Origin of the sequence: Desulfosarcina ovata subsp. ovata (assembly GCF_009689005.1) — a bacterium.
Classification (GTDB): Bacteria; Desulfobacterota; Desulfobacteria; order Desulfobacterales; family Desulfosarcinaceae; genus Desulfosarcina; species Desulfosarcina ovata.
Genome location: NZ_AP021879.1, coordinates 1,820,279 through 1,842,556 on the forward strand (window position 1 = coordinate 1,820,279; position 22,278 = coordinate 1,842,556).

Annotated in this window: 16 protein-coding genes; 8 read left to right on the forward strand and 8 right to left on the reverse strand. The window is 52.6% G+C overall.

Annotated features, from left to right (window positions below):
• Positions 1-16 precede the first annotated feature (16 nt).
• From GN112_RS08235 to GN112_RS08250, 5 genes are all read right to left on the reverse strand, one after another.
• A complete protein-coding gene (locus tag GN112_RS08235) occupies positions 17-1,054 on the reverse strand; it encodes an NAD(P)H-dependent glycerol-3-phosphate dehydrogenase (protein WP_155309770.1) in 1,038 nt (345 codons plus the stop codon).
• Positions 1,051-3,558 carry a DNA gyrase subunit A gene (gyrA, locus tag GN112_RS08240; RefSeq protein ID WP_155309771.1) on the reverse strand — a complete coding sequence of 836 codons (2,508 nt, stop codon included), beginning with the start codon at positions 3,556-3,558 and terminating at the stop codon, positions 1,051-1,053. The genes GN112_RS08235 and gyrA overlap by 4 nt, the downstream gene beginning before the upstream one ends.
• A gap of 81 nt (positions 3,559-3,639) precedes the next feature.
• Positions 3,640-4,716, reverse strand: coding sequence for an AI-2E family transporter (locus GN112_RS08245; protein ID WP_155309772.1), 1,077 nt, complete (start codon positions 4,714-4,716; stop codon positions 3,640-3,642).
• Positions 4,717-4,968: 252 nt separating this feature from the next.
• The gene (locus GN112_RS33775; RefSeq protein WP_173179086.1) at positions 4,969-5,124 is read right to left on the reverse strand and encodes a hypothetical protein; all 156 of its coding nucleotides are present in this window, start codon (positions 5,122-5,124) and stop codon (positions 4,969-4,971) included.
• Positions 5,125-5,377: 253 nt separating this feature from the next.
• A complete protein-coding gene (locus GN112_RS08250; protein ID WP_155309773.1) occupies positions 5,378-6,664 on the reverse strand; it encodes a thiolase family protein in 1,287 nt (428 codons plus the stop codon).
• Positions 6,665-6,822: 158 nt separating this feature from the next.
• Here GN112_RS08250 and GN112_RS08255 point away from each other — a divergent pair, with 158 nt between their 5' ends.
• Positions 6,823-8,328 (forward strand): HEAT repeat domain-containing protein, encoded by a 1,506-nt coding sequence (locus GN112_RS08255; protein WP_155309774.1) that lies wholly within the window; start codon positions 6,823-6,825, stop codon positions 8,326-8,328.
• Positions 8,292-8,939 carry a CPBP family intramembrane glutamic endopeptidase gene (locus GN112_RS08260; protein ID WP_155309775.1) on the forward strand — a complete coding sequence of 216 codons (648 nt, stop codon included), beginning with the start codon at positions 8,292-8,294 and terminating at the stop codon, positions 8,937-8,939. The genes GN112_RS08255 and GN112_RS08260 overlap by 37 nt, the downstream gene beginning before the upstream one ends.
• 255 nt (positions 8,940-9,194) lie before the next feature.
• Here GN112_RS08260 and GN112_RS08265 read toward each other — a convergent pair whose 3' ends face one another.
• Entirely contained in the window at positions 9,195-10,271 is a 1,077-nt protein-coding gene (locus tag GN112_RS08265; RefSeq protein ID WP_155309776.1) for a cytochrome-c peroxidase, read from the reverse strand.
• Between the two features lie 358 nt (positions 10,272-10,629).
• Here GN112_RS08265 and GN112_RS08270 point away from each other — a divergent pair, with 358 nt between their 5' ends.
• Both GN112_RS08270 and GN112_RS08275 read left to right on the forward strand, forming a co-directional pair.
• Positions 10,630-11,379, forward strand: a complete 750-nt coding sequence (locus tag GN112_RS08270) for a hypothetical protein (RefSeq protein ID WP_155309777.1) — start codon at positions 10,630-10,632, stop codon at positions 11,377-11,379.
• Between the two features lie 16 nt (positions 11,380-11,395).
• Positions 11,396-12,376 carry a hypothetical protein gene (locus GN112_RS08275; protein WP_155309778.1) on the forward strand — a complete coding sequence of 327 codons (981 nt, stop codon included), beginning with the start codon at positions 11,396-11,398 and terminating at the stop codon, positions 12,374-12,376.
• A 46-nt stretch (positions 12,377-12,422) separates the two neighbouring features.
• On the opposite strand, the gene GN112_RS08280 is transcribed toward GN112_RS08275, so the two are convergent.
• Positions 12,423-12,659 (reverse strand): hypothetical protein, encoded by a 237-nt coding sequence (locus GN112_RS08280; RefSeq protein WP_155309779.1) that lies wholly within the window; start codon positions 12,657-12,659, stop codon positions 12,423-12,425.
• Between the two features lie 348 nt (positions 12,660-13,007).
• Between GN112_RS08280 and GN112_RS08285 the strand changes: the two genes are divergently transcribed.
• The 4 genes from GN112_RS08285 (at position 13,008) to GN112_RS08300 (ending at position 21,701) form a co-directional block, all read left to right on the forward strand.
• Positions 13,008-14,273, forward strand: coding sequence for an IS4 family transposase (locus GN112_RS08285; RefSeq protein ID WP_155308364.1), 1,266 nt, complete (start codon positions 13,008-13,010; stop codon positions 14,271-14,273).
• A gap of 284 nt (positions 14,274-14,557) precedes the next feature.
• Entirely contained in the window at positions 14,558-17,371 is a 2,814-nt protein-coding gene (locus GN112_RS08290; protein WP_155309780.1) for a cache domain-containing protein, read from the forward strand.
• 418 nt (positions 17,372-17,789) lie between these two features.
• The gene (locus GN112_RS08295; protein WP_155309781.1) at positions 17,790-20,441 is read left to right on the forward strand and encodes a response regulator; all 2,652 of its coding nucleotides are present in this window, start codon (positions 17,790-17,792) and stop codon (positions 20,439-20,441) included.
• 42 nt (positions 20,442-20,483) lie between these two features.
• Positions 20,484-21,701, forward strand: a complete 1,218-nt coding sequence (locus tag GN112_RS08300; RefSeq protein WP_162458841.1) for a uroporphyrinogen decarboxylase family protein — start codon at positions 20,484-20,486, stop codon at positions 21,699-21,701.
• Between the two features lie 135 nt (positions 21,702-21,836).
• On the opposite strand, the gene GN112_RS08305 is transcribed toward GN112_RS08300, so the two are convergent.
• Positions 21,837-22,124: a hypothetical protein gene (locus GN112_RS08305; RefSeq protein ID WP_155309783.1), complete on the reverse strand. Its 288-nt coding sequence runs from the start codon at positions 22,122-22,124 to the stop codon at positions 21,837-21,839.
• Between the last annotated feature and the right edge of the window lie 154 nt (positions 22,125-22,278).

Consider the following 22,278-nt stretch of genomic DNA (forward strand, 5'->3'; position numbering starts at 1 on the left):
CTTCGTTACGCCCCTGTTATATTTCGTCCAGCTCCTGTTTTAGATCCCTTGTCATCAACTGGTGAAGCGCCGTCTTCGGGTCCAGGTCGTCGTAAAGCAGATGATAGATGGCCTGCGAAATCGGCATCTCCACGCCCAGTTTGCGTGACAGGTTGTACACCGAGCGGGCAGTTTTGACCCCCTCGGCCACCATATGCATCTCGGCCAGCAGGTCCTTGAGTTTGCGTCCTTGCCCGATCTGTTTGCCAATGGTGTGGTTGCGGCTCAGATCCCCGGTGCAGGTCAGGATCAGGTCACCGACCCCGGCAAGGCCGGTAAAGGTTCTCGGCTGCGCCCCCATGGCCAGTCCCAGCCGGCGGATCTCCACCAACCCCCGGGTAATCAGGGCGGCACGGGTGTTGAGTCCCAAACCGAGTCCGTCGATCACGCCGGCGGCGATAGCGATCACATTCTTCACCGAGGCGCCCAGTTCGGCGCCGATCACATCCTCAATGGTGTACACCCGGAAATAAGGCGTCGCAAACACCTGCTGAACATACGCCGCCGTATCGGGATTACCGGAGGCGACCGTCACCACGGTAGGGACTTGGCGGGCCACTTCCCTGGCGAAGCTGGGGCCGGTCAGAACGGCCAGCCGCTGGTCGGTCAGTCCGGGGATCACCTCGGTCAGGACGCCGGACATGGTCAGGTGGGTCTGGTTTTCAATCCCCTTGGAAGCACTGACCACAATGGTATCGGCATCAATGGCAGGGCCGCAGCGCTGCATGGTCTGGCGGGTAACGTGGGAGGGGGTCACCACCAGCACCAGATCCTTGCCGGACACCACCGCATCCAGGTCGCCGGAAGGGTGCAGGTTATCGGAAAGCCGCACGCCGGGCAGAAAACGGCCATTTTCCCGGTCCGTGCGCATCTGCTCGCGCACCTCATCCTCGTACACCCAGTGGTCGATGGAAAAGCCCTGGGAAGCCAGAAGCTGGGCCAGCGCGGTTCCCCAACTGCCGGCGCCCACGACGCCAATGGCCGTTGTCTCGATACTCGCATCACGCATTATCATTCCTGCACCTCCGGCGCCTCATCATCCGTCCCACCGGCATCGTCTTCCGCGTCACCGCCATTGGGCGCATCTTCTTCCGCCAGGCTGGCGGCGCTGACCACCCGTTCCTCCGCTTCCATCACAATCAGCCTGACCCCCTGGGTGTTGCGGCTGATCACCGAGGTACCGGAGACCGGCATGCGGATCAGTTTGCCGGTATCGGTAACCAGCATCAGGTCGTCTTCGTCCTGCACAAGCAGGATACTCACCACCTGGCCGTTGCGTTGGTTGGTTTTGATGGTGATCACCCCTTTGCCGCCCCGGCGATGGAGCGGGTATTCATCAATGGAGGTGCGTTTGCCGTAACCATTCTCGGTAACGGTAAACATCGTCTGGCCATGCTGCAGTACCTCCATGCCGACCACACGATCCCCCTCGGCCAGACTCATGCCCCGCACTCCCCGGGCCGTGCGGCCGGTGGGACGCACATCGGTTTCGTGGAAGCGGATCGATTTGCCCATGGCGGTTCCCAGAAAAACGTTCTGGGTGCCGTCGGAAAGTTTCACGGCGATCAGTTCATCCCCTTCGGCCAAGTGCAGCGCAATGATGCCGCCGGTCCTCGGCCGGCTGTAAGCCATCAGATCGGTCTTTTTCACCGTTGCGTTGCGGGTGGCCATGATCACATGCAGCCCCGCCTCGAAGGCCGGCACGGCCAAAACGGCGGTCATGCGCTCGCCATCGGCAAATTCAAGCAGGTTGACGATGGCCTTGCCGCGGCTCTGGCGGCCGGCCTGGGGAATGTCATACACCTTGCACCAGTAGACCTTGCCCAGGTTGGTGAAAAAGAGAAAATAGTGGTGCGTGGAGGCCACGAACAGATGAGTCACGTAATCCTCATCCTTGGTGCCCATGGCGGTCTTTCCCCGGCCGCCGCGCCGCTGGCTCTGGTAGAGGGTGATGGGGTTGCGTTTGATATAGCCGGTGTTGGTGATGGTGACCACCATGTCCTCTTCGGCAATCATGTCCTCGATGGTCAACGCACGGCTGCCGGCCACGATCTGGGTGCGACGCTCATCACCGAACTCCCCCTTGAGGATATCCAGTTCGTTCTTGATGATGCCCAGCACCAACGCCTCACTGCCCAGAATCTCCTTGAAACGGGCGATGTCCTTGAGCACGGCATCGTACTCCTCGACAATTTTGTCCCGCTCCAGGCCGGTGAGTCGCTGCAGACGCATGTCGAGAATGGCCTGGGCCTGGATCACCGTCAGGCTGAAGGTCTGCATGAGGCGTTCCTTGGCTTCCGGGGGCGTTTTGGAGCTGCGGATCAGCTGGACCACCGCGTCCAGGTTGTCCAGGGCGATCTTCAAGCCTTCGAGGATGTGGGCCCGGGCTTCGGCCTTGTTCAGGTCGAAGCGGGTGCGCCGGATGACGATCTCCTTGCGATGGAGAACGAAATTTTCCAGAATCTGCTTCAGGGTGAGTACCTGGGGACGATTTTTGACCACCGCCAGCAGGATGATCCCGAAACTGTTTTCCATCTGGGTGTGCTTGTAGAGCTGATTGATGATGATGCCGGCCATGTGGTCTTTCTTCACGGCCATGGCGATGCGCATGCCCCGGCGGTCAGACTCGTCACGCACGAACCTGAGCCCCTCGATCACCTTGTGCTTCATCAACTCGGCGATCTTCTCGATCAGCCGCGCCTTGTTCACCTGGTAGGGAATCTCGGTCACGACAATGGTTTCCTGGCCGGTTTTCTTGTTCTCCTCAACCGCTACCTGGGCGCGCACCCGCACAATGCCGCGACCGGTTTCATAGGCGTCGCGGATGCCCTGGATACCGTGAATCACACCGGCGGTGGGAAAATCAGGACCGGGAATGAATGCCATCAACTCGTGGCAGGTGATCATGGGGTTGTCGATCAGGGCCTTGATGCCTTCGATCACCTCAGAGAGATTGTGCGGCGGGATATTGGTGGCCATGCCCACGGCGATTCCCGAAGAGCCGTTGACCAACAGCGCCGGAAATTTGGCCGGCAGGACCGAGGGTTCTTCAAGGGACTCGTCGTAGTTGGGAATCATGTTGACGGTCTCTTTGTCCAGGTCCTCGAGCATCTCGTGGGCCAGGCGCTGCATGCGCACCTCGGTGTACCGCATGGCTGCCGCCGGGTCGCCGTCAATGGAACCGAAGTTGCCCTGGCCGTCGACCAGTGGGTAGCGCATGGCAAAATCCTGGGCCATGCGCACCATGGTTTCGTACACGGCACTGTCGCCGTGGGGGTGGTACTTACCGATCACGTCGCCGACGATGCGGGCCGATTTTTTGTAAGGCTTGTTGTAGTCGTTTTTAAGCTCCCGCATGGCAAAGAGCACACGCCGGTGAACGGGTTTGAGCCCGTCGCGCACATCGGGGAGCGCCCGGCCGATGATCACGCTCATGGCGTAATCCAGGTAGGAACGCTTCATTTCGTTTTCGATGCTGACTTCCGGGCTTTGTAACGCTTCGGTTGAATTGTCACTCATCTTGGTGCACGGTCCTTCTATCTAGGTTGGTGCAGCAGCCGGAAAACCCCATGGTTCACCGACGGGCTGCGCCGTACAGGGTTAGATGTCTTCGATCAGACGCTGGTAACTGGCATGGTAAATATCGGTTAAGGTGAGAAAAGCGGTGGCGATCAGCGGCCCGTAGATAATCCCGAGAATCCCGAACAGCCGCAGGCCGCCGATAATGGCCAGAAAGACCACCAGGGTGTGCATCTGGACCCGCTTTCCCACCACCCTGGGCTTCAGAAGATATTCAACACTGCCGGATAGCAAAAGATAAAATACCAAAAAAAAGATGCTGACGGCAATGCGTCCTTTGAGAAAAAGAAAAATCACCGTGGGGATAAAGACCACGCCGATGCCGATAATCGGCAGAAAGGCCAACAGGGCCATGATCACCCCCCACAAAAAAGCCGACTGCAGGCCGAACAACCAGAAAATCGCACCGCCGGCAGCGCCCTGAATGATCCCGCACAGCCCGTTGCCGAACAGGATGGCACCGGCCATATCGCTGAACTTGTCAATTAGTTTGGCGTCCTGCTCCTCAGGCAGGGGGGAAAGATCAATCAGAAACCGAATCAGGCGAGGGCCGTCGATCAGCAGAAAGAAGATCACCAGCAGCATCAGGAAAAAACTGGCGATAAAGGCCAGGGTGTTGGAGGCGATGGACCGGGCCTGGTCGAAGAGGAACTGTCCCACCGCACGACCGATCTCGGAGATGGTGGTGTTGAGTTCCTCGCCGGTAATGGCAATATCGAGATTGGCCAGCAGCGGATTGATGCGCGCCAGAAGCGCACTGTTGGTGAAATGGGTATTGATGAAACCGGACAGTGCCGGGCTCTTGGCCAACTGGATCAGCTCGGCGGCCTCCTGGGTCAAAATGCCGACAAAAAAAACGATCGGCACGAACAGGATCAGAAAAATCAGGCCACAGGTCAACATCGACGCAAAACCGGGGCTGATCCGCTCATGCGCGCTGATCAGCCGGTACAGGGGAGAAAAGGCGCCGGCGACCACCGCCCCCAGGACAATGATCGGAAAAAAGGGCGACAGCAACCACCCCATCAGCAAGATGGAAATCAGAAAACAGCCCAGAAAAAACCAGAGGATCATATTTTGGGAGGTGCGGACCTCCATGGTCCCTCCACGAACCGGAAAAGCCAGCAACGGATCGATGGAACAGCCGGGTGTGGGTAACAAGAGGCCGGTGCCACAAGCCGGGCAGCAGGTCATTGTCGGTCCTTAAGGTGCTTTTGAAAACATCCCCGATCCTAACGCAATCTGCGCAAATGCCCGGATAGTAAAATCGAGGGGCATTTGCGCAGAAATTAAGTGATAACGCGTCAAGTTCAGCGGGTCGGCGGTTCAACCGCCATCGACGAGGTCAATCTATTTGCTGATGATGGCTCCGGCAACGAAATAAAGCAGTATTTCATATACGGCAACCGGTGTATAGCTGCCGGCTATCCCATAAATGATTCCGGCGCCGATAATCGCCGGAACGCCGGTAAAAACCAGAATTCCCAGTTTTCTGCTGATATCCATAGCGTCCTTCTCCTGTTGCCGTTGTATCGATCATTGGATAAGAGGCTGTTTGACAAATCCGTCTAAGGCCCGCTAACGGCGTTGGAAAGTGTCTCAAAATGCTCACATATTACCTATATGCTCCGCTTTCGAGCCACTTTCCGCCTTGTTATCGAGCCTGATCCAGACTTCTCAAACAGCCTCTAAGGAGTTTTCGTGTAAATCAAAAACCTTTGTTTCTTAACAATAACAGCCGAAAAAGTAAAGGAAAAAATCATCTTTCGATGATCATCGCCATCCCCATGCCGCCACCGATACACATGGTGATCAGACCGGTGGAATACCCTTTCCGCTTCATTAGGTTCATCCCGCTGACCATCTGCCGGGCGCCGGTGCAGCCGATGGGATGACCGAGGGAAATCCCGCTACCCAGTTCATTGGGCTTCTCGGTCTCGATCTTCAGCTCCCGCATGCAGCCGATGGCCTGGGAGGCAAAGGCTTCGTTGAGTTCGATCATCTCCATGTCGTCGATGGTCATTCCCGTGGCCGCCAGGACCTTGCGTACCGCCGGCACCGGCCCCAATCCCATGTATGCCGGATCCAGGCCGCCGGAACGGAAGGCCTTGATCTTGACGATGGGTTCCAGCCGCATCTCCTTGGCCTTTTCAGCCGTCATCATCAATACCGCTGCAGCGCCGTCGTTGATTCCCGAGGCATTGCCGGCGGTGACCGTACCATCCTTGATGAATGCCGGCCGCAACTTGCCCATCTTTTCCATATTGGTGTCCATGGGACGTTCATCGGTATCAAAAATGATGTCGCCCTTGCGGTTTTTAATGGTCACCGGAACGATTTCGGGCGCAAACAGCCCCTCGGTGATGGCGGTGCGGGCGCGGGTGTGGCTGAGTACGCCCAGTTCGTCCTGTTCCTGGCGACCGATATCGTAGAGCTTGGCGATATTTTCGGCGGTCATGCCCATGTGGTAGCCGTAAAAAATTTCATACAGTCCGTCGAAGACCATCAGATCGGTGAGTTCCCCCTTACCGGTCAGTTCCATGCGATGGCCCCAACGGGCTTTGGGCAGTGCCATGGGGGCCATGCTCATGTTCTCCATGCCGCCGGCCAGGACCACGTCCGACTCTCCGGTCATGATGGACGACGCGCCCAGGGCGATGGCCTTGAGCCCGCTGCCGCAGACCTTGTTGAGAGAAAACGCCGGTGTCTCCTTGGGCAGGCCGCCGCGTACCATGGCCTGACGGGCCGGGTTCTGTCCCTGGCCCGCCTGCAGCACGTTGCCCATAATGACCTCATCGATGCTGACCGCCGGCAGACTGGTATCCCAGTCCATGGCTTTCTTTTCAAGCTCGATCAGTCCCTGATCTTTCAGGGCGTCCGGACCGGCCGCCTGCATGGCCGCATTGGGCTGCGGACGCAACCCCGCCCTTTTCAGGGTCTCGTTCATGACGGTTGCGCCCAGTTCCACCACCGAAACGGTTTTCAATGATCCTCCAAAGGAACCCACCGCGGTTCTGGCGCCACTGACGATAACCACTTCTCTCATCCTGTTCTCCTCCTGTTGTTGATTCTTGGCATCACAGCTGATATGAACAAAGCTGATATGAACAAAAAGGTCAGACGGTTCTCATTGGTAAAAACATAGTTTCCGACTCAAACGAATAGAGTCATTACCACAAACCCCGTGAGGGTGTCCAACAGGAAATGAAACGCCGCTTTTACGCCCCGACGGTTCTTTTCATCGGTCTTTTAAGCGCCCAGGTCGTCGCCACCGCGCATGTTTACCTCTCCAATTTGAACCTTCTGCAAACCACGGAAGTGATTGTGCGCAACGGATATCTGGCCGTTCCCAATGCTCGGGTAACGGCACAGCTGGACGCGCTGGGACCGGCCATGGCCGGAGGCCTCTTCTTTACGCTGAGCATCGGGGCGGGACTCTCCTTGCTGACGTTGATCGCGGCCTGGTTGTGGGACCGGGTCTTTCACCGCCGCCTGCGGTCGAGCATCATCGGCGTGGTTGCCTGGATGGTCCTGGTCTACCTGGTCAACAGCAACGGTTTGAATCCGGCGGCCAGCATGTATGCGATCGTGGTTCCCCTGGTTACCGGTGTTGCCGCCATCGCTTTGCTGCCGGCCCGCACAACTCTGATTTCGCCGACCGGCATCCTCTGGCCGGTGACTGCGGCCTTGATTCTGGCCTTGTTGTGGAGCCTGGTGCTGGACGACAACCTGTTTACCAACATCCGCGACCACCTGCTGCTGGACAGCCGTCCCGGCCGACGGATCGTCGACGCCTACTACACCTATACCCTCTACCCTGCCGAAGCCTATAAATCACTGGACCAGAAACAGATACGCACCTGCATTTTGGGCAACACGTTGAATCGTGACAATCAACGCCGTCTTGAAAGGGTCCTGCGAACAAACGACTATCTTCCCGTCGCCCCAGGCATTCCGGCCGACCTGACCATCGGTGCGGGCGCCCCTCCCGCCCGCCTGCTGTTGGCTCACAACCGCCGTCCCATCCTGTCGGTGGAAAAGGAAACGCTGTTGGGCAGTCCGGCAGCGCTGTTGGCCACCTATGCCGACCGCCTGGATAACAACCGCATGTTACGAATCATTACCCTGGCCTGCCTGCGGGTCGGTTTCCCACTGATGCTTTTCGGCCTGCTGTTCAGCCTGATGGGCGCATTGCCCAACCTTTATCTGAGTGTTGCCGTCTCGGACATCATTGCCGCTTGCCTCTGCATTGCCATCGGCAGCACCCTGCTGGCACCCGTCTATCGGGGCCACACCGCCATGGCCGCCGCCACCGCCACGGATACCGGACTTTCGGTGTCATCCCGAGCCATACGGATTGCCGCCCTGCGCAAGGCCTGCGAAGAACGGCAGGACATCACCCTGGCTGCCCGAAAGGCGGACTTGCAGAACAGTCCGGATGTGGCCGAGCGGTATTGGCTGGCACGCAGTTTGGCTTATTCCCATCATCCCCAGGCGGTGTCGATGCTGGACCAGCTGTCCAGGGATCCGTCGCCCATCGTGGTCTGCCAGGCGCTGTGGGCCATGGGCGAACGTAAAAACCGCAAAGCGATCCCCCAGATCCTCGACCGTCTCAGCAAGGAACCGCATTGGTATGTTCAGATGTACGCCTACCGTGCATTGAGGAGACTGGGATGGGTTCAGCCCCGCTCCCTGCAGCCTTCCTACTGACATCCCTGTCAGCCGTGATTCTCTTGGAAGCCGTTCTCGCGGGTGTCGGCCACCGGATGGGAATTCCCCATCTATGGCTGATTGCCGTTACCCGGACGCTCCAGATCGCGGTGTTGGGCGGCCTGGCCGGAACGTGGCCCGGCGGCCTGACGGCCATCGGACTTGGCCGCAACACGTTGAAAACGGGTCTGCGGCAGGGGCTGATCGGATCGGCCGCTTTCGCCTTGGCCGCCGGTCTGCTCTTTGCCGGTTTGACGGCCGCCGGCCAGGACCCGTTTCGCCTGGTCCGCTCGCCGCTTCCGGCCGAGCCGCCGATGCGGGTGCTGTTCTTTATCGTAGGGGGGGGCATCGCACCGGTGGCCGAGGAGATCGTTTTCCGGGGGCTGATTTTTGGCTATCTGCGGCGCTGGGGAACGGTTGCCGCCGTGCTGATCTCAACGGCCGTCTTCGCCGCCTTTCACACGGGCACGACCGTGCCCGTCACCCAGATCGTCGGCGGTATCGTCTTCGCCATCGCCTACCATCTCAGCGGAAGCCTGCTATCGCCCATCGTGATCCATGTGCTGGGCAACCTGGCGATTTTTTCGTTGTCGCTGCCTTTTTTTTATTAGAGCCTGTTTGAGAAATCTGGATCAGGCCCGACAGCAAGGCGGAAAGTGGCTCGAAAGCGGAGCATATATGTAATATGTGAGCATTTTGAGACACTTTCCAACGCCGTTGGCGGGCCTTAGACGGATTTATCAAACAGGCTCTTAGGGTTTTTCGCGGGCTTAGCCCGCTCCAAGGGGATAAAAATAGAAAAAGCGGGAAGACAGTGGTGTTCCTCCCGCTTTTTGAGATTACTGAAATACGGTTTTAACAGGAAATCAATAACCGTCGGTCAGGGTTTCCAGAAAAGCCACAATATCATCAATCTCAGCCTCGGTCAGATCAAGATTGCCTACTAATGTGGAGAGATTCCCGTCAACCTCCGGATCATACGGGCTTCGGTCGTTAATGAACGAAACCATGTCGTAGAGAGTCGGAAAACTACCATTGTGCGAATAGGGTGCTGTCATGGCAATATTGCGCAAAGTGGGAATCTTGAACTTGCCTTCCTGAGTGGTGTCTCCGATATCACCGCCAAGCCCCAGGTCCGGCCCTTCCAGCGGCACAAGATCGTTGATCGGCACACCGATGTTGGCGTAGCCGTAGGTGGTGAACAGGGCAGCCGGTGCGCCATAATCGACTGTGGTGGCATGGCAGGCGGAACATTTAGATTCGAATAGGTCCAGACCGTTTTCTTCCTCAGTGGTGAACTCATCCCCGGCCACATCGTATTTTGACGAGAACTGCGTGACCTGGGCCGATCGTTCATAGGCGGCAATGGCCCGGCCGAAATTGTCGTAGGCGTCATTGATGTTTGAAACGCGCCCGAACACACTGACCCACAGGTCGTAATAGTCAGATGCCTTGATCACGTCGATAACGGCTTCTTCGTCAGGCATCGCCATCTCAACGGGATTCGTGGGCGGCCCCTGGGCCTGCTCAGCCAACGGATCACCCAACGTTTCGCCCGTCGCCCGGCCGTCCCAAAACATACCGCCGAAATATTCTATTACAATTTCATCACCAATTGTAGTTTCGATATAATAACGAATCGGGCTGTACCCGGCATACGCCGAAGTCGGCGCATTACGCCCGCCCTGGCTTACCCCATCGGAACCAAGCGAAACGAATTTATCGTAGGGATGCAAAAAATTGGAACGGTCGGCAAACCCGGCCAACGGATGATGGCAGGTCTGGCAGGATTGGTTCTGATTCAAAGACAGATTTTTGTCTTTATACAGATGCATTCCCAACCGTTCAAGGTCGGTCAACGTTTGACCGGCCGCCATCAGCCCCGCGGCATTGATTGTCAGTAAAAAAGTGATCAATCCAATGATAATTAAACTTTTTTTCATTTTTCAATTCTCCATCGGTGGTTAAAGATTTATGCCAAAAAACACTCGAGTGCGGTTTTATCACCTCCCTTCCGGAGAGCCGTTTGCCTGGGGGTCAATTCAGTGGCAAGGAAGATAGACGGGAAATGGAATCAGATGCGAGTGGGTGCCCCTAACCGGGGTTAACGGTTGATCGCCAAAATGGTTACACAATTGCCCCAAAGATTCGTAACTTGACAGTTCCGGTGTGTTTTTATAGATTTGAGCCTCGTGGCAGGAGTGATTCGATCCACGGCGGCCGAAACGGGCCCCGTAACGAAAATTAACCCCAGGCATCCATCAGGACGGGTGCCGGACCCAAACCAAATAGTGAACATTCATGAGTACCGATAAAAAAGAAAAACATAGCGGACTGGCTACCCTTTTCGACGGGGTGGAACTGAAAAGTTTTTTCATCAACTACCTGTGGTTCATCATTGCCGTTGAAATTCTGATTTTTCTGGTGAGTTTTCTGGGCAATTTGGGCCCGGATAAAGGACCGTTTCCCTGGAAATTCTATTTTTACGTCTCCTTTATCACGCCGGTGGCGACCACCTTTCTGCTGGGGGTCTTTATCCTGGCCTTCAACCAGTTCATTTTCGGCAACACGCCGGCAGTTGGTGAAGGCGGTGTCACCGCTGCGGACGAGGATGACCACCGGTCCAAGCTTTTTCAGTTCAACCTGTTTCTCACCCACATGAAAAAAGTCCCCTTCCTGCCGGTACTCTTTGTACTGGTGGCCGCCACAGTCCTGTTCTACAAACTGGACGCCATTTTCCTCTTCATCTTCAACGCCGGTGAGAAAATGGTCACCTACAGCCTGATTGCCTGCGGGGTACTGCTGGTGGCCGGGCTGATCTTCGGGATTTCCTGGATCGTCAGCAACTACAAACTCAGCAAGAGACACATGGAGCACGAATACCGGTACCGCAACGATGTCATGGAAAAACTGGGCTTTCTGATCATGGAAGACGATACCGTCATCGATAAGAACGGCAAATTGATCAGCCAGAAGCAGATGTTGCCGGCGCCGCACCAGGAACCCGCCAAGGAGCGGGAGAACCTGAAGATCCTCCCCCCATCCAATTAAAATATTTCAGGATGCCGTGAAATCTAACGCACCGCCTGATGGGCTGCCACTCCGGATTGCCGCTTGGCGGCGGCCGCCGAAAAACGACCGGCACCATTTTTGCCCCGCCCTGGCCAATGAGAATGGATCTGCCGTCAACCCGGTGGCGGCAGCGCTTTTTTGTGGTCTGGTTCTGATCATCGTGGTCTATACCACCCTGGACCGCACCGGTCTCATGGTCCGCCTGGGACGCTTCGGTCCGGTGCTGCCACTTCTGATCATCGCCTGGCTGATGTATGGGATATACCGAGGGTTTCGTTTGCTGAAACAGCGCTTGGCACGGATCCGCATCAAGGGTCCGCTATACCTGCGCGCCCTGATGAACGACTGCCTGGAGCGTACCTGCGGACCGCTTGAAAAACGGCTGAACAGCCCGGAGATCTCTTCTGCGGCCATCTTCAATGACATCCTGCTGGATAAAATGCAGGATATCTGCAGGACGGACTGCCTTCGGTTTTCGGATATTCGCCGCCGGATCGAGGGCAGCCGGCTCAAGGGAACGGCCAATCACGTGCTGGCACCTTTTTTTCAGACCGCCACGGAGTATCTGAAACGCCCCCTTCCCGAAGAAATCCGTCAAGTGGACGATATGGCGTCACGCAGTCGCAAGGATTTCAAACCCCTTCTACAGCGCCTCAAAGCGACCCATCAGGCCTTGTGCACCGGTACGGGTGACATTCTCTCCCTTTTGCCACCGGATCCGAAAAAAGTGGAAAAAATCCGTTCCAGCTACCGTTACCGCCCCCCAACGCCGGAACGTGCCGCGCGCATGGCCTTTGCCCTGGAAACACTGGTCTACCTCAAGGCCATCCGCCACGAGAATGTCAATCCCATGGATCGCAGACGCTATGATGCCGTCGCCGGGAAAGTGATTCCCCAGCTGGCCGATGCGCTATCCGCCTACCGGCAGGCCTGGCAGGTGCTGGTGGATGCCTACGAGCAACCCCAGGGGCAATAATCGCAATCGTACTGAATCCGTAGTTCGCGGTTTGTGAGGATACGAATCAACCCTCACCGGCTTCGGCCTGCAACCAGAATGCCCTGTAGGACCGGCCCCCGCCGGCCCCCATGAAGCGCTCCAAAAGGCGCGTTTCGGTTTTCATCAGGTCCACCACCACCAGGCCGTCAACGGCATCGCAAAAATCCCGGTCGACGTTGAAGGCGATAAACTCACCATTCAACTTCAGGTAGTGCTTGATCAGCACCGGCACCCGTTTGCCATCGCCTTCGATCTCCGACACCAGCAGGGAGACCTCGTCAATGGAACCGTCACAAAGACGGTCATCTTTTTGTGGGAGACCAGAAAACAGCCCGGGTCCAGAGCGGCGACCTCTGCCTCCAGAAGGCCGGCGGGCACCGGTGGGATCAGGGGTTGCGGGAGATCCGCCGTACGTGGGGGGTTGAAAGGCCGACGGCTGGATGCAGCCATACAATGGGCGCGATTGGCCAAAAAATAGGTCCGGAACCAATACTGTTCGGCATATATATTGCCATAACATCCTGTTATTAAAATAAAAAATAGCACTGGACAAAAAGATCGCTTTGTGTTTTAATCATGGTGGGTACAATTAATTAATCAGGAGGTCTCCATGAGCGAACACATCGACAAAAATGTTTTTCAAACAATTCTATCACCGGTGCTACCATTGATTGAGGTTAATCAAAATAGTCTCCATAATGATTTGGACACTTACAAGCTTTCATTATCATCGTTCACCACAAATTTGCTTTTTGGAATAATAACCAGAATTAAAAGCGTTGGACAAATCGTCACTGAGATCAAAACATCACCAACTGCTAAGGCATTAGGATTGGTCGTCGCATCGAAGTCTATGTATAATGAAGCGTTTAATCGTTATCCCCCAGAAATATTTAAAGATATATTCCATCAGTTGGTAAAAGAATTGGATTTGCATAAAATTCCGGAAATCAGTCATCTTGGAAAAATGCTAATTGTAGATGGTTCGCTTTTTCCGGCCATTTCCAATATGGCATGGGCTTGTTACAAGAAAACCGCTAATGCGATCAAAATGCATTTATCTTTTGAACTCAACCGAATGATTCCAACCGAATTTATCAGTACGGAAGGTAACTTTTCCGAAAAAGAATTTGTTAAGCAAATTCTTCGCGAAGGCATTACATATGTCTGTGATCGAGGCTATATCGCTTTCAATCTGTTCAAGCAGATATCCGACAGCAATGCATTTTTTATTATTCGCGGAAAGTCGAATATGACGTACACTGTAAAAGAGTGTCTCACTGCCACCGTACCGGATACATTCTTGAAATTTTTCAGTGACATCACAGATTCAAATATAATATTCAATAGCGATGAAAACAAAGCAAGTTATCGTATTGTTAGCTTTACGGCTATGGGCGAAAACTACATTTTGATCACAAACAGAAATGATTTGACAACTTACGAAATTATAATGCTTTACGCTTACAGGTGGCAAGTGGAACTTTTTTTTCGCTTCATAAAAAGAACCTTCAAGGGAATTCACTTAATGAGCCAATCTCCTCATGGCGTACAGATACAATTCTACTTGTATATGATTGCTTATCTATTGTTATTATCATTCAAACAAGATACGGAAATAATAAGCAGAGAAAATGAAAAAGATGAGCATGAATCTGAAGAAAATAATAAGAACGAAACCTTGCTAACTTCATCTTCATGCTCCAATTCAAATGCAAAAAGACCATATGTTTGCGGGTTAGTAACTCTTCTTGGAGAAAAATTAAAACAGTTTTATAAAATTGGTCTTCACTGGTTATTAGCAGTAAAAAATAATTTGTTAGAAATATTTGATGTGAATATCGCCAAAGTTATTGCTCAATACTCTTATCAATGAATGTGCCGAACAGTATTGGTCCGGAACCTCAGCCAGTCGACCAGCTCACGGTTTTCAGAAAAATGCTGCATGCGTTCCGGATCGATGCATCGGCCGACAAACAGGGGGATCCGCGAATCCTTACGCGCCACCAGTTCGCGGGGCAGTAGCTTGCATGTGTGCCTTTCCCGTTGCTTGAGTCGTCATCGGTAGGATTTTTCCTTGATACGAAATATTGGAAATTCTATACAGAGGCGACTGTTCGGCGGGTGTTAAAATTGAGTTAAAACTTGGTGAGCAAATTCATGAAAAATAAAATCAATTTTATAAAGTTGGTACGAGTGTGGGGAACCATTTTCCTTGTGGTGCTCGGTGGCAGTTTTATCGCTATGGATGCGATCGAGACGTACCGGGATTTTGATCTGCGGGCTGAAAAAATTCGTGCGGATTTTAGCCGCCGCCAGAAACAAATCATCAAACAGGAGGTGATGCGGGTTGTCGAGAGGATCCGTTATGAACAATCGCAGAGTGAAACGGTAACTCGGGAAAAAATTAAGGCAAGGGTTGATGAAGCGTATGCGATCGCCAGGCACATCTACCAACAAAACCGGCATCTGAAAAGCCGGACGGATATTCAGCGTATGATTCTGGACGCATTGCGTCCCATCCGGTTTGAAAACGGAAGCGGCTATTACTTCGCCACGCGACTGGATGGGGTAGAGATGCTGTTCGCCGACAGACCCGAAATGGAGGGGCTGAACCTGCTCAATCTCAAGGATCCCCAGGGTCAATTGGTGATCAAAGACATGATCGAAATTGCAAAGCGTTCCGGTGAGGGATTTTATGAGTACCACTGGACGAAACCGGGATCGGCAGGCAATGATCATAAGAAAATTGCTTTCATCAAACGATTTGAACCCTACGACTGGATTATCGGTACGGGTTTGTATGTCAACGATGTTCAAAAACAGATAGAAACGGACCTGCTTTCAGGCATCAGCAGAATACGATTCGGGAAAGAAGGATATATCTTTATCAACCGGCTCAATGGCGATGCGTTGGTTTCAAATGGCAAAATCGTTTCCGGAAAGAAAAAATTATGGGACGTTTTCAATGCCACCCCCAATAAAATGAAAGCCATTTTTGAAAAAGAGCATCGCGCCGCCATGACTCCCGGAGGAGACTATATTTATTATTCCCATATCAAGCTTTCGAAACCCGACAGAGAAGCACCCAAAGTTTCCTTTATCTTCGGAATACCGGAATTGCGGTGGCTTGTGGGTGCCGGTGTGTATCTTGATGATGTGGAAGCAGAAATTGCATTGCTGCAAGCCGAATTGAACAGCCAGGTAAAAACGAAAATAGGCTATTTTGTTCTGATCGTGATGTTCATCATTGCAATTTTTTCATTGCTTTTCAAGTGGTTGAGCAACAAGCTACAAAACGACCTCAACTATTTCATCTCTTTTTTTCAAAAAGCGGCGCACACCGATGAAACGATCGATCGTAACCATCTGAAATTTATCCAACTTGATCAGATGGCCGAATATGCCAACAAAATGCTGACCGACCGGATGCAGGCAGAGGAGGCCATCAAGGAGAGCGAAAATAAATTCCACCTCCTGTTTGACTTCTCACCACAGGCAATCGCCCTCACCGAAGTCGAAACCGGTCAATTGGTCGATGTCAACAATAAGCTGTGTAAGTTGACCCACTATTCCAAGGAGGAGCTTATCGGCCGAACGACAAATGAAATGGAATTTTACTCGGTTCCAGACAGGGAGCGATTTATCCATGCACTACAATCTTCCGGCCAGGTCAATGGATTGGAGATGAAGTTCAAGGCGAAAAATGGTGCCCATCTCGACGCGTTAATGTTTGCACGGTTTCTGGAAATTTCAGGCAAAGCATTAATCCTGACGATATTCAACGACATCAGCGACAAAAAAAAGCTTGAAGACGACCTCAGAAGGGCGCAACGACTGGAATCCATCGGTACCTTGGCCGGAGGGATTGCTCACGACTTCAATAATCTGCTATTTCCCATTATTGCCATGGCCGAAATGCTACTGGAAGACATTCCGAAAAACAGTGTCGAACATGAATACATAAAAGAGATTTATAAAGCCGGCAATCGGGCCTCCGATCTCGTGAAACAGATCCTGGCCTTCAGCCGTCGATCCGAGCATAAGCTGATTCCGGTTCAAATTCAGAAAATTTTAAGGGAAGCCCTTAAGTTGTCGCGATCCACCATCCCCACCAGCATAGAAATCGTGAATGATATCCAGGATGATTGCGCCATGGTGCTTGCCGACCCCACCCAGATCCATCAGATTGCCATGAACCTGATCACCAATGCCTACCATGCAGTCGATAAGCATGGCGGTCAGATCATGGTCCGCCTGGCGGAGGTGGCAAACGACGATGCGGACCGATCGGCACAGCCCATCGAATCCATCCGTTATGCCGTGCTTTCAGTCGTGGATACCGGGTGTGGGATTGACCCTTCGATCTTGGATAAAATTTTCGAGCCCTATTTTACGACCAAGGAAAAAGGGAAAGGAACGGGTCTTGGACTTTCCGTGGTCTACGGAATTGTCAAGGAACATGGTGGCGATATAAAAATTCATAGTGACGTCGGAAAAGGGACCACGGTTAAGGTATTCTTACCGTTGATCATGGATTCATCGGATTCGTTGCCGGATAAGGAGGCGGAAACCGCCCAAACCGGTACCGAAAAAATCCTGTTGGTGGATGACGATGAGACCATTGCCGCCCTTGAAAAACAAATCCTCGAGCGCTTGGGCTACGACGTCAACGTCCGTACCAGCAGTGTAGAAGCGTTAGAAGCCTTTAGAGCCAACCCGAATCTTTACGATTTGGTCATTACCGACATGACAATGCCGAATATGACGGGCGATCAGCTCACCCGGCAGCTGATTTCGATTCGGCCGGGCATACCGGTCATTATCTGTACGGGGTTCAGCGAAAAAATCAATGCGGAAAGCGCCCGGACAATTGGAGTCAAAGGATTTCTGATGAAGCCGGTGGTCAAAATGGAAATGGCCCGGATGGTCAGGCAAATCCTGGATGAGAAAAAAACAAGAACCAAAAAATAGCAACTATTGGAGAACTTGCCATCCTACTCAATTGCTCAATACCCAACCTATATCTACAATGACATCACCCAGCGAAAGGAGTTTGAAACGCATTCGATATAGTGTTGCATCGCCGTCCTCTTCTGTTTGCTGAACAGGGATAAAACGCCCTTCACCGCCATGATGATTGACAGCACCCCTCCCATTTGCGAAGATATTTTTTGTAAGAGTTGAACAGAGGCAAACCAATCGCCCTCCGGACGCCTGTTGCCGGCCGTTTTACTTTGACGCACCGATCACAGCCGGCATCTTTTGGTTGAAAGCTCCGTTCAGACCAAGCCCCTGTGGTGACAAGCTTCCCAACAAAGCATGTCTGCGCCATTTGCCTCACAGCGTTTATTAAAATTCAATCGTTGCGGTCAGGCATCAATAAACACCCATGAAACTCATTGAACTCCTACAGCGCCGGTCGAAACAGCTGCATCAAGAATATGCGCAGCGCATCCAAACGGAAGTCGGTGGCCACTACGCCAATCGTCCATTGGAGGAATTGCAGAGTACCACCTCGCAGTCCTGTGATGCGCACTTTGACGCCATCGTCCACGGAGATTACACCAAGCTCGATGATTTTATTGAAAAAATATGCGAGATGCGCTTGGCTGGCGGCTTTTCCCTTTCGGAGGTGCAGCGGGCGTTCGAAATCTATCGAACGCTTCTGACCCCGCTGCTCGTCGACGCATTGCAGGGCGATGCGCTGATCACCGCTCTCGAGAAGCTCAATGCGTGTCTGGGATATTCCATCAACCGTTTCAGCGACTACTACCACAACGCCGATCAAGCGGCGTTGCGCAAGGCCAAAGAAGAGGCCGTGGCCGCGAATCGTGCCAAGGGCAGTTTCCTGGCAGCCATGAGTCATGAAATCCGCACCCCCATGAACGGTGTGATCGCTGCGGCCGAACTGGCGCTGGCTGAAAATCTGCCCGACAAGGCCGTGCGCTATCTCGAAATCATCCACACCTCGGCCTATTCCCTGCTGGGCATCATCAACGACATCCTGGATTTCTCAAAAATCGAGGCGAAAAAAATGGAGCTGGAAGCACGTCCATTGATGCTGGACGAGATCCTCGATCGGGTGGTGGACGCCTTTCATTCCAAAGTGGCCGAAACCGGCATCGAACTACTGGCGGATATCGACCCAGACATCCCGGCCGTACTGATCGGAGATCCCCTGCGCCTGCAGCAGATTCTGACCAACCTGGTCAGCAACGCCGTCAAGTTCACCGACAAGGGCGGGGTGATCCTGATACGCATCAGCCTGGAGGAAACAACCGAGCCAACCGTATTTCTAAAGTTTTCCGTCAAGGATACCGGCATCGGCATTGCGGAAGAGCAGTTGCCGCGGCTGTTTGAACCGTTCATCCAGGCGGACGACTCAACAACCTGTAAATACGAAGGAACCGGCCTGGGGCTTGCCATCTGCAAACGGCTGGTAAGCCTGATGGGCGGGACGATCTGGGCCAAAAGTACCTTTGGCAAAGGCAGCACCTTCAGTTTTACGGCCCGCTTCGAGCCTTCTGCGGGCATGGCACCACCAACCTTCAAACCCCCTTCGTCCCTGGAAAAAATCCGCGTGCTGGTGGTGGATGACTGCAAGGACAGCCTGATGATCATGAAACGGATGCTGGACAGTTTCGGTTTCCCGGTCAAGACCGTTGAAACGGCCGAAAAGGCCCTGCACATACTTAAAACCGATACGACCGGAAAATCGTCCGTCGACCTGATCCTGATGGATTGGAAGATGCCTGGCATGGACGGGTTAAGCGCCGCCCGCCGTATCCGCCGTGACCTGAAGCGCGATACGGTCATCCTGCTGATGACCGCTTTCGAGGAGCCGGGTGTTCGCGAAGCGGCTGAAAAAGCGGGCATCAATGGATTTCTGGCCAAACCGATCTACCCGTCCGAGCTGTTCAACGCGGTGATGACCGCCTTTGGCGAAACGGCCGTGAAAAGCGAAATCGCCCGTAACCGTTTCACCACCCGTGAGTCCATTTACCGGGAGCGCCTGCGTGGCTGCCGTGTCCTGCTGGTAGAGGACAATCCCACCAACCGGGAAATCGCAACGGCGGTCCTGCAAACGGCTGGCATCCAGGTGGCCACCGCGACCAACGGCCGTAAGGCGGTCGCGGCGGTCACCATCGATAAAGCTGAATTCGATGCGATCCTGATGGATATCCAAATGCCGGAAATGGACGGTTTCGAGGCCACCCGCGCCATCCGCGCCACCCCCTCTATTCATCAGGTTCCCATCATCGCCATGACCGCCTACGCCATGAAGGGCGACGAGGAAAAATGCCTGGCAGCGGGGATGGATGGATACGTCTCCAAGCCCATCAATCAGGATCGCCTGTTTCACGCCCTTTGGCGTAACATCAAGCGGCTCCCCGGTTCCAGGCCGGTATCGGCCCCCGAGCCCACCGCTGTTGAAACCGATGTCGACCCGTTACCGAACCGCTTTGCGGGCATTCACCTCCGCGAAACCATAGCAGCGCTCGGAATGGACCCATCGACGTTTTTGAAGATCCTGATCGGCTTTGCCGCCAACAACGTCGACACCGCTGCCACCTTGAAAACCCTGCTGGAGAAAAGGGATTACGACACCCTGCGCCATCTGGCGCATACCCTCAAGGGCAGTGCGGCCAACATCGGAGCCACGGACCTGTCGGCCAGTGCTCGCAAACTCGAGAAGGCCCTGACCGATCCGGCCGCCTGCGATGAAACCAACATCTCAGTTTTGATCAGGGAAATCATCAGGCTGCTCGCCGAGGTGCGCGGCGGAATCGAAACGCTTACTCCTGCTGCACCGGAACCGGCTTCTGAAGAGCCAGCGGCCGATCCGGCCCAGCGATCGCAATCGCTGGGCCGACTGGTCAAGGCCCTTCAGTCGGCGGATCCCGAGGCCGTCGCGTCGAGTTTTGCCGCAGCCCGGCCTCACCTGCCGGCGGCGGTAATGGCCGAAGTAGCAGCCCACATCGATGCCTACGATTATGACAAGGCTCTCAAGCGCATCCGCCACCACCTTCTCAAGCGTTAAACTCACATTCTTCAATTCCTTACAATGACACATAGGACTCGAGTGAAACTAATTGATTATGTGCTCAGCCATAATAGGAGATTGGTCTCTCCTGTTGGTGGTGGAAGTGCAAAAAGATTCAATGATCAAATTGACACTTCTAATATGACACCTGAAGATAAGATTGCTCAATGGTTGTATTTCCAGACCAAAGAATATGGGCATGATTTTGTAATATCCAGCATACCATATATCGATATTTGCAACTATTTTGGTTTAAAAACGTATATTGACAGCCACAAAACTGAACATGTCTGCTTAGGCCAAATCAATAGCACGAATGATTTAAAAAAAATTAGTAAGTCCAAATCGTTCAAAGCATTTATGACAAATCCATACATAAAATCTATAAAAAAATTTAAAAAATTATCCACAACTGCGATAGGATTAGGAGGCTTTGGTCCGGCAACATTGACGAGTTATGTATTAGGGGTTAAAAATTTTTTAATAAAATGCATTAAAGACCCTGTATTTATCCAAGAGGTTTCAAATTTTTTTACAGAACTTATTATCGAAATTGCTTGTGAAGGTGAAAGAAATGGAGCAGATTTTTTGTGGGTTGGAGAACCGGTCGTAGTAATGATATCTCGAAAACATTTCAATATTTTTTCAGGTCAATATGTAAAAAAAATTTTTTATAAAACTTATTTGCCTGGTTTCCTACATGTTCCAGGCGAAACAAATCACCTACTTGATGAATTTGTGCAAACTGGAGCGCAATGTTTGAGTTTAGATCATCATGTTGATATGAAAAAAGTCGCCTACACAGTTCCTCCAAATATTGTAACGCTCGGAAACATCGATACAATATCAATTGCAATGAATGATGTTAAGAAAATAAAAAAACAAGTAATTGAGTTGAACGAAAAGATCAAAAATTTCCCTAATTTTATAGTTAGTTCAGGCGGCGGTATTATAGACGACACGCCTGAAGAAAGTTTAAGGGTATTGTTTGATGTCACGAGCAGGTTTCCAGCTTACAATAAAGAACAATACCATCAAATTAGTGATCTATGGAGGATTATAGCCGCAAACGATTGGGATCTATTCAATAACTATATTTCAGAAAATAATGTAACAAATAAAATAATAAATGTCTGTAGTGATGAAGCTTGTGAATATTTAAATTTCCAACTAGAAAATAATAAAATAGATCTTGAAACTTACAATAAAATGATCAAAAAAATCGGCGGTTCAAATGCCAAATATATCCCGGTATAAAATATCGATAAGCGCGTGCCATCGCTCAGTTAAAATCCTTGGCAGATTTTCACATCAAACCGTACGAGTTCCTTTATCAACCAATGGATAGGTTTGATCAAAATTTCTGATACAGAGAGCCAAAAATGAAAATATTCATCGGCTGGCTAATTGCGTACAGTTTTGTTGCACTTTTTGATCATAACCTGAACTAAATTTTTCGAAGAACTGATCGAATTGCCATGCTGGTACAAACCTGAACCGCATAATTACAATTGCTGCCGCTTTTTTCGTTTGCTTTAAATGTACCGGATGGTTCCGCCTCCAACAAAAAAATCCCACCATAGGTGGGATTTTCTCAGTATTCTCGATGTGCTCCGGGATAGGCAATTTGCCGGTTGCGATATCTTCAAAGAGGACAAGATCCGTCGCTTTTGGGCGCACCAGCCGGATGCTCTGCCGAGCCTCGGTGCCGCATGAGGCGGCAGGCCAGCTCCATTAATGCTTTCCAGAATAAAAGATAAAAGATTGACAAATTGAGCTTTACATATACATAACACAAGATCCTGAGCGTGTTGATACCGGTAAGTCAATGGAC

Coding starts and splice junctions, on each gene's coding strand:
- GN112_RS08270 (WP_155309777.1), top strand. CDS start 10,630: ATGAGTACCGATAAAAAAGAAAAACATAGCGGACTGGCTACCCTTTTC.
- GN112_RS08255 (WP_155309774.1), top strand. CDS start 6,823: ATGAAACGCCGCTTTTACGCCCCGACGGTTCTTTTCATCGGTCTTTTA.
- GN112_RS08245 (WP_155309772.1), bottom strand. CDS start 4,716: ATGGAGGTCCGCACCTCCCAAAATATGATCCTCTGGTTTTTTCTGGGC.
- GN112_RS08290 (WP_155309780.1), top strand. CDS start 14,558: ATGAAAAATAAAATCAATTTTATAAAGTTGGTACGAGTGTGGGGAACC.
- GN112_RS08265 (WP_155309776.1), bottom strand. CDS start 10,271: ATGAAAAAAAGTTTAATTATCATTGGATTGATCACTTTTTTACTGACA.
- GN112_RS33775 (WP_173179086.1), bottom strand. CDS start 5,124: ATGGATATCAGCAGAAAACTGGGAATTCTGGTTTTTACCGGCGTTCCG.
- GN112_RS08235 (WP_155309770.1), bottom strand. CDS start 1,054: ATGATAATGCGTGATGCGAGTATCGAGACAACGGCCATTGGCGTCGTG.
- GN112_RS08250 (WP_155309773.1), bottom strand. CDS start 6,664: ATGAGAGAAGTGGTTATCGTCAGTGGCGCCAGAACCGCGGTGGGTTCC.
- GN112_RS08295 (WP_155309781.1), top strand. CDS start 17,790: ATGAAACTCATTGAACTCCTACAGCGCCGGTCGAAACAGCTGCATCAA.
- gyrA (WP_155309771.1), bottom strand. CDS start 3,558: ATGAGTGACAATTCAACCGAAGCGTTACAAAGCCCGGAAGTCAGCATC.
- GN112_RS08260 (WP_155309775.1), top strand. CDS start 8,292: ATGGGTTCAGCCCCGCTCCCTGCAGCCTTCCTACTGACATCCCTGTCA.
- GN112_RS08285 (WP_155308364.1), top strand. CDS start 13,008: ATGAGCGAACACATCGACAAAAATGTTTTTCAAACAATTCTATCACCG.